Raw genomic sequence first — 14279 nt, forward strand, 5'->3', positions numbered from 1 at the left:
ATCCTTAGCCGGAGAGTTTCTCCAGGTCGGTGCGGGGCAGTGCTTCGCGGAGCTGCCGGCGGGAGCTGATGCCGAGCTTGTCGAAGATCTTCCGCAGGTGCCACTCGACCGTGCGCGGGCTGAGGAACAGGCGCGCGCCGACCTCCGGGTTCGACAGGCCGTCGCGCACGAGCAACGCGATCTGCTGCTCCTGCGGTGTCAGCTCCGCGCCGGCCAAGGGCGACCCGATCCGCTTGCGGACCGTTTCGCCGGTCGCCAGTAGTTCGCGGCGGGCTCGCTCGGCAAACGCCTCCATGCCGATCGAGCCGAAGGACTCGTGCGCGAGCCGGAGCTGTGCGCGGGCATCGACCCGGCGGCTCTGGCGACGCAGCCATTCGCCGTACAGGAGACGCGCTCGCGCGAGGTCGGGTCGCAGGCGGGTGCCTTCCAGTTGCTCGATTGCTTCGACGTACGCGGCCTCGGCTCCGGTCACCAGACCACGAGCACGTGCAGCCAGGCCCAGACCCCACGGTTGGCCGGTGCTCTGGGCGCGCTCCTCCAGTCGCTCCAGTGCATCGGCCGCCGACTTGGGATCGCCGCTGCGTACGGCGGCTTCGACCCACTCGCTGAGCGACCAACTGGAGACGAACAGCTCAGGGGTGTCGTTGGCCGCCATTCGGGCGGCCAGGAGGGCCTCGTCGTGTCGGCTGACGGAGTTCAGCAGAACCGAGCGGGACCAGTGCGCGTACTGCACCGCCGTGCCCTGACCCTCGGCCGACGCGCTGCGGATCGTTGCCTCGATCAACGGATACGCCTCGTTCTCGCGGCCGCGGAGCGAGGCCAGCACCAGGCCGCCGTACGGCGCGATCTTGGTGCCGGTCGCCTCGCGGACCGCGGCGGCCTCGGCCTCCAGGGACGCGGCCTCGCTGAAGTCGCCCTCCAGGGCCACGACCTGACCGAGCACATTGACCCCGACCGCGAGAACGGCGAGGGCGCCGGTACTCCGAGCCACCTCGACCTGGCGAGTCGCCGCACCGATGCAGGCCTCGAAGTCCCACGACACCGCCGCGGCCGCCGTCGCAACCCAGCCCCACCGCAGCACCTCTTCGGTGGTGACGTCACCACTCGCGAACGCCTTGGCCGCCTCCCGCAACAACGGCAGCGCCGCGGCCCGCTCGTCGGTCAGCAACAACGCAAACCCATCAAGCAACAGATCAGCACCACGCACCTCGGACGAGCCCACCTCGGACTCCTCTCCGAGACCGGACCTTGGCGCCGTGCGGGCTGCGCTCGACACCTTCCTCAGGTCCGCGGAGGTCGCCAAGCGGCCGGCGAACAGGGCCGCGCTCCACGCGTCGAGATAGGTGTCCCTCGCAAGCCGTACGTCCAGCGGCTGCAGCGTCTGCGCCGCGCGCAGCAGCAGGCCCGGCGCCTCACCTCCCCGCTGCACCGCGAACGCGGCCTCGGCGCGGAGCATGTCGACCCGCGCCCGGCCGAGCTCGTCCAACTGCCCCGCCTCGGCGGTCGCGAGCAGGCCCTGAGCCGTGTCGAAGGCTCCCGCCTGCAGACCGGCCTGGGCCGCGGCCAACGCGCGATCGCTGCGCGGCCCCGGATCGGCAGTTAGCGCGACGGCACGCTGCAAGAACGCCGCCGCGGCAGCGAATCCCCCACGGGACTGCGCTCGGAGCGCCGACCGCTCCAGCTCCAACGCGACGGCTTCGTCCGGACCAGACGCGGCCGCGGCGAGATGCCAGGCCCGCCGGTCGGGATCGAGCTCCGGGTCGGTGACGCGTGCGAGTGCCAGGTGTACGGCGCGGAGCTCCTGCGCCGTCGCCGACCCGTACAACGCCGACCGCACCAGCGGATGGCGAAACGTCACCCGTTCGCCGACTGTCAACAATCCGTCGATCTCAGCGAACGCCGCGGCGATGCCGAGCTCGTCGGCCGCCTTCCACACCAGCACCGGGTCGCCGACCGGTTCGGCGGCCGCGACGAGCAGCAGGAGCCGCGTCGACGACGGCAGCAGATCCGCCTGGCGCAGGAAGCTCTCCTCGATCCGGCCCGGCAGCATCTGCGCGCCGAGCAGCCCGAATCCGCCGGCGAGCTGGGTCTGCGTCAGTCCGCGCGGCAGCTCGATCAGCGCGAGCGGATTGCCGCCGGTCTCCGCGACGATCCGGTCGCGAACCGGCTCGTCGAGCACGAAGCCGACGACCGACCCGAGCAGCGCGCGGGCGTCGGCGTCCGGCAGGCCGCCCACAGTCAGCTCGTCCAGCGGCCGCAACTCGTCGCGGACCTCACGCGCTCCGAAGAGCAGCCCGAGCGCCTCCGCATGCAGGCGCCGGGCGACGAACCCGAGCGTCTGCGCGGTCGCCGTGTCGAGCCATTGTGCATCGTCGACAATGCACAGCAGCGGCTGTTTGTCGGCCGACTCGGCCAGCAGGCTGAGCACCGCCAGGCCGACCATGAACCGGTCCGGCGGAGGCCCCGGCTGCAGCCCGAACACGGTCGCGAGGGCCGCGCGCTGCGGAGAGGGAAGGTTCGAGACCCGGTCGAGCAGCGGAGAGCAGAGCTGGTGCAGCGCGGCGAAGGCCAGTTCCTGCTCGGACTCGACGCCCACCGCCCGGAGAACCCGCAGCTCGGGCGCCGCCTGTACGGCGTACTCGAGCAGGGCGGTCTTGCCGACGCCAGCTCCGCCACGAACCACCAGCACGCGACTCTTGCCCGCGCGGATCTCCGCGACCAGGTCGTCGAGCGCCCCACACTCCGACCGACGTCCGAAAAGCTTCATGCCCAGCCCCTCCGCCGCGAAGCAGCCGGCCCGCGGCAGCGTTGCCGACCCCGGCCCACAGTAACAATCCTCGGCCGTCGGCGGACCGATCATCTGGATCTCAGATCCCGTTCATGTCCCTCCGCTTCACTGAGCGTCCCGCCCCGTCACCGTCAGGAGTCAGTCGTGGATCGTCGCAGTTTCCTCCGCGCCGCAGTCGTCGGTTCGTCCGCCTCGGTCGCCTTCGGGTTCAGTGTTGCCCCGCAGGCGTTGGCCTTTCCGGCCCAGACCGGCCCCAGCCCGTACGGCGGGCTGCGCGCCGCCGACGCGAACGGGATCATGCTCCCGCAAGGCTTCACCAGCCGCGTGCTCGCCCGCTCGACCCGCGCCGTCAGCGGCTACACCTGGCACAGCGCGCCCGACGGCGGTGCGTGCTTCGCCGACGGCACCGGCTGGATCTACGTGTCCAACTCCGAGGTCGGCAGCGGCACCGGTGGTGCGAGCGCGCTTCGCTTCAACAGCAGCGGGACCATCACCAGCGCGTACCGCATCCTGTCCGGTACGACGCAGAACTGCTCCGGCGGCGCGACCCCGTGGGGCACCTGGCTGTCCTGCGAGGAGACCGACCTCGGCTACGTCTGGGAGACCGACCCGTACGGCGCCAAGGCCGCCGTACGCCGTCCGGCCCTCGGTCGCTTCGCCCACGAAGCCGCCGCGGCCGACCCCGACCGCCGCGTCGTCTACCTGACCGAGGACACCCCCGACGGCGGCTTCTACCGCTTCGTCCCGACCACCTGGGGCGACCTGTCGGCCGGCACCCTCCAGGTCCTGCGCGAGTCCGGCAGCACCCTGTCCTGGGTTACCGTCCCGGATCCCGACGGCACCCCGACGCGGACCCGCAAGCAGGTCTCGGGGATGAAGAAGTTCAACGGCGGCGAAGGCTGCTACTACCGCAACGGCACCTGCTTCTTCACCACCAAGGGCGACAACCGCGTCTGGGCCTACAACGCGGCCGACAACACCATCGCGATCGCGTACGACGACGGCCTCACCCCGAACCCGCCGCTGACCGGTGTCGACAACATCACCGGCACCTCGTCCGGCGACCTGTTCGTCGCCGAGGACGGCGGCAACCTGGAGATCTGCATCATCACGCCCAACGACGTCGTCGCGCCGTTCCTCCGCGTCACCGGCCAGTCCGGCTCGGAACTGTGCGGCGTCGCCTTCAACCCGGCCGGCAACCGGCTGTACTTCTCGTCCCAGCGCGGTACCAGCGGCTCCAGCAGCGGCGGCATCACGTACGAGGTCACCGGTTCGTTCCGCTGACTTGCTCCGGCCTGCCGCTGTGCCCCTTCCCGAGGTCAGCGGCAGGTCGGCATGATCGTCTTGGCGGTGTCGCGGTCGGCGGCGGTGATGGGCAGCGTGTACTTGCGGGCGACCTGGAGGTAACGCAGGACGTAGACGCAGCGGTACGCACGGTTGAGCGGCATCCACTCCCCCGGCCCCGAGTCGTTCTTCGACGCGTTGGCGGGACCGTCGACGGCGAGCAGGTTGGCGGACTGGTCGTTCGCGAAGTCGATCCGGCGCTGCGCCGGCCAGCGCGCCGCTCCCATGTCCCACGCTCTCGACAGCGGGTAGATGTGGTCGATCTGCACCTTGGACGCGGAGGCCTTGCGGAACTCGACGCGACGCCCGGTGTACGGCTCGGTGGTCAGGGTGCCCTCGACGACGACACAGCTCTTCGCCGTACGGTTGTGTACGGCGGTCAACTGCGCGGCCAGTACGTCGTTGCGGGTGTCGCAGCCGTTGTGGCCACCCGGGCCGTTGTGGTTGTCGGTCCAGCTCTGCCCGAACTGGTCGCGCTTGTACCCGGCCACCTCGGGCCGCGTGGCGATGACGCGAGCGCCGCGAAGCTCCGCATCGATCGCCTTCGCGGTCGCGCCTTGGGGTTTGGCGACCGACGGTTTGGCGACCGACGGCGCCGGGGAACCGGGCCGCTCGCTGGGTCGCGGCCCAGCTCCAGCGACCGTACATCCGGAAACGAACAGGACAGCAACAAGAAGGAGGCGGATCACCGACGGAAAGTTACCGGCGGAACCCCGTCATGGCCCGCCGCACGCGCCGAACTACGGCAACCGGTTCACCGTCTTCTCCGCGAGATCCACCACCAGCGCATCCGGGAACTTCAAACCCTCCCAGAACGCCCCCGGATCTGACAGCCCGATAGTTGCCGTCAGCCACAAAGTCATCGCCATCCCGTGCGACGCGATCACCACCGGACCATCCGCGGCGTACTCGGCAACCCCGGCTCCGAACCGCCGCACCACCTCATCCCGAGGCTCCCAGTCGACCAGGTCCAGCCCCTCGACGTACGCCCGCCGCCCCGCCCGGAAGTCCCCGCCGTAGGCCTCGACCCGGGCGATCTCGTCGAAGCGCGCATCGGTGATCACCGACCCCAGCGGCTCAACCGTCCCGATCGCCTTCGCCTCGGTACTGGCCACCACCCGAGCCCCCACCGGAAGCCGCGCGCACAACTGTTCCGCGGCCGCCCGTCCCTCCGCACTCAGCACCCAGTCCCGCGCAGGCGTCTCCGGCCCGTGAACAGGCATGGCATGGCGGACCAGTACGAGCATCCGCCCAAACTACCCCGCCCACCGACCGGTGAAGAAGGTGAGCGCGACGACGGTCGACAGCGGCGCCACCACGCACAGGTAGGCGGTCCTGACCCAGGGACGGCGCAGGCTCCAGACGCCCAGGCCGACCCACAGCGGCCACCAGAGAAGCGTTGCCCTAGGCATCGACATGAACCAGTACGACGTACCGAGGGCGAACAGGCTCAGCCCGAGGTACGTCGCCTCGGCCCAGCGTCGCAGCCGCACGAGCAGCGCGAGCAGGACCAGCCCGATCACCGTGGCCACCAGCTCGGCCTGGAACATCACGGCGTACCCGGTGGTCTGGACGTGGTCGAAGGCAGCGGTCCACGTGGTGGTCCAGGTGTGCCACGGCGCGGTGAAGTCGCGGTACCAACCCCGTTCCTGCGCGTGCTTCCACGCCATCAGGTCGCCGGTGTGCGAGTAGAGGTAGAGGAAGTAGGCGGCGACCGGGAGCGCAGGGACGGCCAACCACGGGAAGGCGGACCACCGCCGGTGCGCGCGGGCCGTGACGACGAAATGCACGGCGATCGCCGCGGCCAGGAACAGCCCGGTGATGCGCACCGAAGTCGCCAGCATCGTGAGTAACGCCGCCAGAGCCCACTGGTGACGCCGGGCAGCGAGCCAGGCCGGCAGCGCGAGCGCCAGGAAGAGCGCTTCGGAGTACCCCACGGCCAGGAACACCGCGCACGGCGACAGCAGGAAGAACAGCACGGCGTCCCGGTCGACGCTCGTCCCAGGTCGCTCCAGCCGTGCGATCCGGGCCAGCGCGAGCACGGCGACGGCTCCGCTGACGAACGAGATCAGGACGCCGGCGAGCGTCCAGTGCGGCAGTACGACGTGGACCGCCCGCAGGACGATCGGGAAGCCGGGGAAGAACGCCTCCCGGTTGTCCCAGCCTTCCGTCCACGGCCCGGTGCCGGCCGGGAAGTACCCGTCACGGGCGATGTCGAGGAAGTGGAACCAGTCCCACTGCTGGAACGCCCTACCGATCCTGCCCGGGTCGTGGGTCTCCGCGTCGCCGGGGAACAGCCAGCGGGCGCAGTACGCCGTCATCCACACGGCGACGCGGGTCAGGGCGTACAGGTACAGAACCCTGCGATCGACCGGGCTGAGCCAGTCTCTGCGCGAGTACGCCGGGGCGAGGGCGGATCGTTCCGCCGTACTGGTGTGCGTCATCACCCAGTACTTGCCCGAAGCCCCCAATCCCCTTCTCGGCGATCACCCTTCGGGTTCGAGCAGGTGGTTGTACGTCATCAACGCGGTCCGCAGTTCCTTGTAGCCGACGCGGTCGAACAGGACCGTCATCGTCGTCCCGTCGTACCGCTCGACCAGTCCGGAGCCGAACGTGCGGTGCTTGACCCGGCTGCCGACCGGGAACGGCTGATCGGCGACGGGCGCCGTGGTCCGGCCGGAGAGGTCGTTGTCGCAGTTGCCGCACGGGCCGTCGTACTGCTCGCCGAAGTAGCTGAGCAGGAACTCGCGCCGGCAGCCGCTGTGCTCGGCGTACGCCGCGACCATCTCCACCCGGGAGCGCGCGACCTCGCGCCGGTCGTGCTCGACCGCCGAGGCCTTCGCGACGGCCTTGTCGACGTCGGTGCGCGCGGCGAGCTTGAACCGGTGTGTGACGGTGACCGCTCGCGCGTCCGTCAATCGGCCGAGGGCACGCTCGACTCTCGCCGGGCTGAGCCGACTGGTGGCGGCGAGCTCGGCGATGTCCGCCGGATGGTGCTCGTCGATCGCGGCGGCGACGGCGTACAGGTCCTCGTCGCGGACGCCGCCCGAGGCGAAGAACCGGTTGATCCCGAGGTTGGCGTGGCGGTAGAACAGCTCGATGTCGGCCGGTGCGCCGTCGCGGCCCGCGCGGCCGATTTCCTGGTAGTACGCGTCGACCGAGCCCGGCGCCTCGGCGTGACTGACCCAGCGGATGCCGGGCTTGTCGATCCCCATGCCGAAGGCAACGGTCGCGACGACGACCCGGTACCGGTCGGCGAGGAAGCCGTCCTGGACGTCGCGGCGTTCTTTCGCCGCCAGGCCCGCGTGGTAGGCCTGCGCGGACACCCCGGCGAGGCCGAGTTCCGTGGCCAGCTCCTCGGCGTGACGATGCGTCGCGACGTACACGACACCCGGTCCGCGGGACGACCGGACGTGGCTCAGCAGGCGACGGTTCTTGGTCTCCTCGTCGGCGAACGTGTGCACCGCGAGGTTGAGGTTCGGCCGGTCGAACCCGCCGACGACCACGGCCGGCGAGCGCATCTCGAGACGGTGGACGATCTCGTCGCGAACCGGCGGCGCGGCGGTCGCCGTCAGCGCGAGCACCGGCGGCCGTCCCATCGTGCGGATCGCGGCGGCCAGCCGGAGGTAGTCGGGGCGGAAGTCCTGTCCCCACTCGCTGACCAGGTGAGCCTCGTCGACGGCCACCAGGTGCGGCCGGGATTTCGCGAGCAGGTCGAGCACGTCCTCATGGGTGAGCTGCTCCGGCGACATCAGCACGAAGCCCGTACGGCGTTCCGCCAGCATCGCGCGCGCCTGGTGCTGCCCAGCGTGATCGCCGGAGTTCAGCTCCGCGACCTCCACCCCGCCCGTCGACAACGCGCGCAACTGGTCTCGCTGCAGTGCGACCAACGGGCTGACCACGATCGTCAGTCCGCCCAACGCCAGCCCGGCGAGCTGGTAGATCGCGGTCTTGCCGGTCCCGGTGGCCAGCACCGCGAGCGTGTCCTGCCCGTCGAGCACCGCCCCGACCGCCTCGGCCTGCCCAGGCCGCAACACGTCGTACCCCAACCGCTCCCGCGCCAGCGCGGCGACGTCCTGCATCGGGTCAGCTTCCCTCTCCCCGCCCGTTCGCCGCAACCAGCAGCGGCACGAGTTGCTCCGCGTCACTCAGCGAGCCGTGATGACCGACGAACCGGCTCAGCCGCGACTCAGCCTTCGACCGGATCACCACCGACGATCCCTGCGCGGCCACCACCAACAGACACACCTTGCGCACAGCCGGCAGCCCCAACAGGTCCGTGCTCCCAGAAACCCCCAGCCCCGCCAGCAAGGCCGGCCCCACATCAGCCAGTGTGCGCACGCGAAGTCCCTTCTCCACACTCACCAGTCTGAAGCACACTGATCCCAAACCACCCGACCCGGACGGTGTCCCTTGACCAGCACGACCGCTCACATCTACCTGATCTTCCACCTCAACCGCCCGGACGTTCTCGCCTCCGGCGACCTGGAGATCCGCCGTGCGGTCGAGCGCGAGTACGCCCTTCCCACCATTCCTCGCCCGGCCGACGTCGAGCGCATCGCCGAACCGTGGCGCCCCTACCGAACCCTTGCCTGCCTCTACCTCTGGCACTGGTGGGAGAATCTGGCCGTCAGGTAGCGCGTAGCTCCAGGAGGACGGCGCTGATGTCGCGGAGGGTGGTCAGTACGCCGTACAGCTGGGTCTGATCGGCGAGGGTGGCGGTGATGGTGGTGGTGCCGTCGGGGTTGTGGGTGAGGGTGCCGAGCCGGGCCGACCAGTGGTCGTCGAGATGACCGTCGACCCGGAGCTCGTACGTCGTGCTCATCGGCCCACTGCGACGGGCAGCTCGGTCGCCGGAGTCTCGACGGCCTGGCGGCGCTGGTCGCGGTACAGCGAGATCCCGAGCCCGATCAGCGCAACACCAGTCGGTACGGCGAACGGCCGGCTGAACGACTCGGGCAGCACGGCCAGCGCGAGCGCGGAGAAGGTGCCGTAGGCAAGCAACACCGACGCCCAGCGCGCCAGGATGCCGGCCCGGAACAACGCGATCCCGAACAGCAGCCCGCCCACGGCGTACCCGATCCCGGCGGTGAGGAACAGTTCCGACGCTCGGCCGATGTCGCCCGCCGGATTGAGACCGACCGCCCCGTCGATGAAGTCCTGAACGTACGCCGGGCTGGTGCGCGCCACCGTCGGCAGGACGAAGGAAACGATGCACTGGGTGGCGAAGATCGCGAGGTACCCGATGCTCAGCAACAGGTAGCCGGCGAGCCCGAGCACCCCGAACTTACGGCGGTTGCGCAGGAACATCCCGGTGATGCCGGCCAGGGCCAGCGCCGCCATCACCGTCTTCGCGCCCTCACGGATCGCGACGTCGGTGGTGACGACGTGCGCCACGTCGTTCGGCGGGTGGTTGATCTGGACGCCGATGAAGATGGCGCCCGCGGCGACGGCGCAGAGACCGGCGGCAGCGGTGAGACGGTTCGCGGTGAGGTTCATGGTGGACTCCTCGGTCCTCGGCGCCGGACGGGAGATCCGGCGATGTCCCAGACAGTAGGAATCGACGTGGTGAGTCCACATCACCAGACGATGTGACCTAGCTGGTGATCAGCCCGAGCTCCGCAGCACGCCGTACGGCGGCCCGGCGGGTGTTCACGTCGAGCTTGGTGAAGATGTGCTTGGTGTGGGTGCGCAGCGTGTTCACCGAGACGAACAGCTGCCGCGCGATCTCCGGCCCGCTCAGCTCGGTCGCCAGCAGCCGCAGCACCTCGACCTCGCGCTCGCTGAGCCCGTCCTCCGCGACGATTGGAGGCTGTCTCTCCAGCAGGGCGTACGGCCCACCGATCTGCCCGAGCAAGTCCATCACCGGCTCGTCGAGGAATAGCCGGCGATACCCCGCAGGTACGCCCTCAGCGAGAGCAACAGAGAGATCCGCCACCGCCGCCTCGGCATCACCACCAGCCTGGTGAGCGAGCGCCCGCACCAGCCGCCCCTCGATCAGACTCCCGCCCACCGCCGTCTCCAGCACGCGATCAATGAGCCCGAACGCATCCCGACCCTCCGCGATCAGCAGGCGAGCGAGCGTCAGCTGGTCGTACTCCGCCAGATAGACCGGAGGATCGTCCGGTGTCACCCCACGCGCCCGCGCCCAAGCCCGCGCGTCGTCGAGCCGTCCCTGCGTGATCCACACCCGAGCCCGCGTCGCCGCGATCGGCCGCACGTCAGGAAAGTAGCCCGGCAGGTACAGCGGTTCAGCCTGATCGAGCACGCTGACGGCGCCGTCGAGATCGCCCCGGGCCCGCAGCAGCGCCGCCTTCGCCGTGTACCAACGATGCCGGTTCTCCAGCAACGACGCCCGATCACCGAGCCCGCGAGCAATCTCGAGATGTTCCGCCGCCGCCTCCAGCTCGCCCTGCTCCCGCAGTACGTCGGCCAGCCCTACGTGCAGGTCTCCTGTGACCGACAGCCCCGGACGCTTCTCCGCCGCGGCGACCGCGCCCTCGTACAGCCGGCGCGCCTCGACGGGCCGCCCGCGCGCCAGCCACAGGTCTGCCAGGACGACCGTCGCGCCCAGCGCGTCCGTCGCCATCCCGGCCGCTCGAAGGCTGGTGACTGCCTCGGAGAACGTGTCGACCGCCGTCCCGAGATCTCCAGCCGCCCAGGCCGCCAACCCGATGAACCCAGCGGCCGCACCCCGCGGAAAATGATCCGAAGGCCCGGCCAGCGCGAGCGCCTGGCGAGCGTGTGACACCGTCCCGTCGACATCACCACGCGCCTGCGCGACCGATGCCCGATAGACCGCGATCATCGCCGGCAGCTCGCCCTCGCGGACCTTCAGTCCCGCGTCGGCCGCGTCGAGCCACTGCTCGACGCCCGCGAAGTCGCCCTCCGACAGCCGGCTCCACCCGACCTGGATCGCGAGCGCCGGCCGACGGCGTACGACGTCCTCGGGCAGCACGGTCAGCCACTCGCGCAGGACGCGATCCTGCCGAGCCCGGCGCATCGGTTCCTCGGCCAGCTCGATGAGATCGGCCGTCCACTCGTGGTCCCCGCTCGCGATCGCATGCCGTACGGCGTCGACCAGCAGCCCGTTCTCGGCCAGCCAGCGACTCGCCGCCGCATGCAACTCACTACCGCCATCGCTTCGCCGGGCACGCAACGCGTCGGCGAACAGATGGTGATAGCGATACCACCGCCGCTCGTCATCGAGCGGTACGACGAACAGGTTCTCCCGTTCGAGCGTCTCCAGCATCGCCTGCCCGTCGGACCGGCCGGTGAGCGCATCGCACAGCCCGCCGCTCAACTGATCGAGCACGCACGTGTCGAGCAGAAACGCCCGTACGTCGTCCGGCTGCCGGTCCAGCACCTCCTCGACCAGGTAGTCGAGCACGAACCGATGGCTCCCGGAGAACTCCTCGACGAACCCCGCCACATCCGCTCGAGTCCGCGCCGACAACGCGGCCAGCTGCAGCCCCGCCGCCCACCCTTCGGTCCGCTCCTCGAGCGCGGACACCAATGCAGGCTCCAGCCGCAGCCCCATCACGTCGTTCAGAAAAGCCTCGGCCTCGTCGGCCGTGAACCGGAGATCCGCCGCGCGCACCTCGACCAGCTCACCCCGCGCCCGCAACCGAGCCAACGCAAGCGGCGGATCCGCCCGCGTCGTCATCGCCACGGTCACCTGCGGCGGCAGGTTCTCCAGCAAGAACCCCACCGCTTCGTGGACAGCCGTCGAGTCGATGACGTGGTAGTCGTCGAGCGCGATCACCGTCGGACCAACCAAGACCTCGAGGTCGTTGATCAGGCTGACCAGTACAGCGTCAGTCGTCTCACCGCCGTCCAGCAAAGACAGCGCCTCGCCACCAACCTCGGGCTCAGCCGTCCGAACCGCCGCGACCAGATGCGTCAGGAATCGCCCTACCTCAGCATCACCCGAGTCCAGCGCCAGCCAAGCCGCCCGCCCCTGGGACGCCAGCCACTGCACCAGCAAGGTCGTCTTCCCGAACCCGGCCGGCGCCGCCACCAGCACCAACCGCGGCGCTCCGTCAGCACGCAGCACCTCGACGAGCCGCGCACGCTCCACCAGCCGCCGACGCGACAACGGCAGATGCAGCTTGGTGCCCGGGACCGGCATGCGCTCAGAGTAGGCCCGCCCACCTCCCCACGCCGCCCGATCGCGGACGGGGAGCTCGCCATGCGACCGGCGGACGGCAGCTGAACAACTTTCGATGGCTCGCCGAGATCTTGCGCACCTACAGTGGTCGGCATGGCTGTGAGTACGCAGGGGTGGGTGCCGGTCGAGCACCGGTGGTTCGGGCTGGATCGCCGGACGTTCAAGCCAGCACTGATCGTGCTGGTGATCGCGCTGGTGCTGATCTACGGGCTCCCCGCGCTCAACTCGGCGATCCCGTGGCACAACGAGATCAAGGCCGGGCAGGTGCTCGAACTGGGCAACGGCGCCACGGCCGTGCCGCCGGTCGGCTGGCAGCTCGAGAGCGGGACGCTGACCGGCGGGAGCGCGACGAGCCTGCAGGTCACTCTGGCCAGCGGCGGCGCGACGATCCAGCTGAACGGTTCGTCGTACGACGGAAGTGCGGACGCGTTCCTCGACCAGGTCGAGCGCGCCGACGGCGACCGGCCGGGGATGAGCGGCGATCGCGGGACACTGACCACCGGGGCGGGACTCGTCGGAGTCGTCGAGACCAGGACGACAGCCAGCGGCGACGACGAGGTGGATGCCGCGTTCAAGATGGCGACCGGCAGCGCCGAAGCGGTCGCGGCGGCGCCGGCTCTGCTCGTGCGGATCCGTACGGCGGCCGGCCAGTTCGAGCACTACCAGGACGAGGTCGCGGCTCTGCTGCGCAGCATCACGCCGGGAGCGGCCCGATGAGCGACACGACGGTCTCCGACGCACGGACCGAGCAGCTCGCGGCGATCGAGGAATCGGGCTGGGGGCAACCGTTCCGCTTCCTGCAGCCGCACAACCTGGCGTTCTGGGTCTACCTCCTGGGCATCGGCGGCGGCGCGCTGACGATGCTCAAGTACTTCGGTTCCGGCGGCTCCTTCTACTCGCGCGCGCTGGCCGGCGGCGTACTGCTGTTCGGCCTCTACCTGATCCCGTGGCTGCTGCTGCTCCGCCACCACAACCGCTTCACCTCACAGCCCGCCGGGCTCCTCGCGACCGGGTTCGTCTGGGGCGGGATCGCCGCGACGTTCTGGATCGCCCTTCCGGCGAACGGCGCGCTGCTGGAGATCTGGACCAAGGTCGGTGGACCGGAGTTCGCCGCGAACTGGGCCGCCGGCCTCACCGCCCCGATCAACGAGGAGTGGGGCAAGGCGCTCGGCCTCGTCCTGCTGATCGGCCTCGCGCCGCGACTCGTGCGCAGCGCGTACGACGGGTTCATCATCGGCGCGTTCATCGGACTGGGCTTCCAGGTGTTCGAGGACGTGCTGTACGTGTACAACGGCGCCGCCCAGCAGTACGGCGTCGACCAGTTCGGGACGTCGCTGCAGGTGTTCCTGATCCGCGGCGCCGCCGGGATCGTCTCGCACGCGTTGTTCAGCGCGATCTTCTGTGCCGGCCTGATGTGGGTCCTCGGCCGCGCCCGCGGCGAACGTAACGTGCTCCGCGGCGTCCTGACGATGCTCACCGCAATGGTCTTCCACTTCGCGTGGGACGACGTCGCCGGTCTCAGCAACGGCGTCGGGTTCCTGGCCGCCGTCCTGCCGTTCGCCATCGCGATCGTCGAACTGATCACGCTCTTCTACGTACTCCGGCACGCCGCTCGGACGGAACGTGTCTGGACGCGAGCCCTGCTCACACCCGAACTCGGCACCGGCGCGATCGACCCGCCGCTGCTCGACGCCGTCAGCGGACTGCGTAAGGACCGCAAGGCGTACCGAAAGCACGTGCACAGCCGCAAGACCGCCCGGCACCTGCAGGAAGCCGCCGCCGACCTGTCCCGCGAACTGGCCTCCGCGGGCGGCAACGACTCCGCCGCCGTCACCCACGCGCGCAACGAACTGCTCCGCCTACGCGAAAACAATTGACGTAGCACCTATCCACCTCAGCGAGGTCTCCGAAGGCCTTGCTGAGGAGGTGGTCGCTGGTGCGACACCTGACAGCTGGCAACCTGTGGCGCTGGGTTGC

Annotated in this window: 13 protein-coding genes; 4 read left to right on the forward strand and 9 right to left on the reverse strand. The window is 70.2% G+C overall.

What is annotated here, in order from left to right; all coding sequences use genetic code 11:
* Positions 1-4: 4 nt before the first annotated feature.
* Entirely contained in the window at positions 5-2767 is a 2763-nt protein-coding gene (locus ACYVIO_RS33745) for an ATP-binding protein (protein WP_460655000.1), read from the reverse strand.
* Positions 2768-2932: 165 nt separating this feature from the next.
* Here ACYVIO_RS33745 and ACYVIO_RS33750 point away from each other — a divergent pair, with 165 nt between their 5' ends.
* Positions 2933-4072, forward strand: coding sequence for an alkaline phosphatase PhoX (locus tag ACYVIO_RS33750; protein WP_460655001.1), 1140 nt, complete (start codon positions 2933-2935; stop codon positions 4070-4072).
* A 35-nt stretch (positions 4073-4107) separates the two neighbouring features.
* Here ACYVIO_RS33750 and ACYVIO_RS33755 read toward each other — a convergent pair whose 3' ends face one another.
* The 5 genes from ACYVIO_RS33755 to ACYVIO_RS33775 are packed head-to-tail and all read right to left on the reverse strand — an operon-like array spanning position 4108 to position 8491.
* Entirely contained in the window at positions 4108-4821 is a 714-nt protein-coding gene (locus ACYVIO_RS33755) for an HNH endonuclease family protein (RefSeq protein WP_460655002.1), read from the reverse strand.
* Between the two features lie 51 nt (positions 4822-4872).
* On the reverse strand, positions 4873-5379 hold the full coding sequence (locus ACYVIO_RS33760; RefSeq protein ID WP_460655003.1) for a histidine phosphatase family protein: 507 nt from the start codon (positions 5377-5379) through the stop codon (positions 4873-4875).
* A 9-nt stretch (positions 5380-5388) separates the two neighbouring features.
* Entirely contained in the window at positions 5389-6576 is a 1188-nt protein-coding gene (locus tag ACYVIO_RS33765; protein WP_460655004.1) for a mannosyltransferase family protein, read from the reverse strand.
* A 42-nt stretch (positions 6577-6618) separates the two neighbouring features.
* Positions 6619-8214, reverse strand: coding sequence for a RecQ family ATP-dependent DNA helicase (locus tag ACYVIO_RS33770; RefSeq protein WP_460655005.1), 1596 nt, complete (start codon positions 8212-8214; stop codon positions 6619-6621).
* A gap of 4 nt (positions 8215-8218) precedes the next feature.
* Entirely contained in the window at positions 8219-8491 is a 273-nt protein-coding gene (locus tag ACYVIO_RS33775) for a hypothetical protein (RefSeq protein WP_460655006.1), read from the reverse strand.
* Between the two features lie 54 nt (positions 8492-8545).
* Between ACYVIO_RS33775 and ACYVIO_RS33780 the strand changes: the two genes are divergently transcribed.
* Positions 8546-8770, forward strand: coding sequence for a hypothetical protein (locus ACYVIO_RS33780; RefSeq protein WP_460655007.1), 225 nt, complete (start codon positions 8546-8548; stop codon positions 8768-8770).
* Here ACYVIO_RS33780 and ACYVIO_RS33785 read toward each other — a convergent pair.
* The 3 genes from ACYVIO_RS33785 to ACYVIO_RS33795 form a co-directional block, all read right to left on the reverse strand.
* Positions 8763-8957 carry a hypothetical protein gene (locus tag ACYVIO_RS33785; protein ID WP_460655008.1) on the reverse strand — a complete coding sequence of 65 codons (195 nt, stop codon included), beginning with the start codon at positions 8955-8957 and terminating at the stop codon, positions 8763-8765. The two genes, ACYVIO_RS33780 and ACYVIO_RS33785, sit on opposite strands and share 8 nt — an antisense overlap.
* Entirely contained in the window at positions 8954-9631 is a 678-nt protein-coding gene (locus ACYVIO_RS33790; RefSeq protein WP_460655009.1) for a hypothetical protein, read from the reverse strand. The genes ACYVIO_RS33785 and ACYVIO_RS33790 overlap by 4 nt, the downstream gene beginning before the upstream one ends.
* A gap of 97 nt (positions 9632-9728) precedes the next feature.
* A complete protein-coding gene (locus ACYVIO_RS33795) occupies positions 9729-12263 on the reverse strand; it encodes a LuxR C-terminal-related transcriptional regulator (RefSeq protein WP_460655010.1) in 2535 nt (844 codons plus the stop codon).
* 132 nt (positions 12264-12395) lie between these two features.
* On the opposite strand from ACYVIO_RS33795, the gene ACYVIO_RS33800 reads away from it, so the two are divergent.
* The gene (locus tag ACYVIO_RS33800) at positions 12396-13019 is read left to right on the forward strand and encodes a hypothetical protein (RefSeq protein WP_460655011.1); all 624 of its coding nucleotides are present in this window, start codon (positions 12396-12398) and stop codon (positions 13017-13019) included.
* Positions 13016-14179, forward strand: a complete 1164-nt coding sequence (locus ACYVIO_RS33805; protein WP_460655012.1) for a PrsW family intramembrane metalloprotease — start codon at positions 13016-13018, stop codon at positions 14177-14179. The genes ACYVIO_RS33800 and ACYVIO_RS33805 overlap by 4 nt, the downstream gene beginning before the upstream one ends.
* The last annotated feature ends 100 nt before the right edge of the window (positions 14180-14279 follow it).

It is taken from the genome of Kribbella endophytica (genome assembly GCF_054781295.1).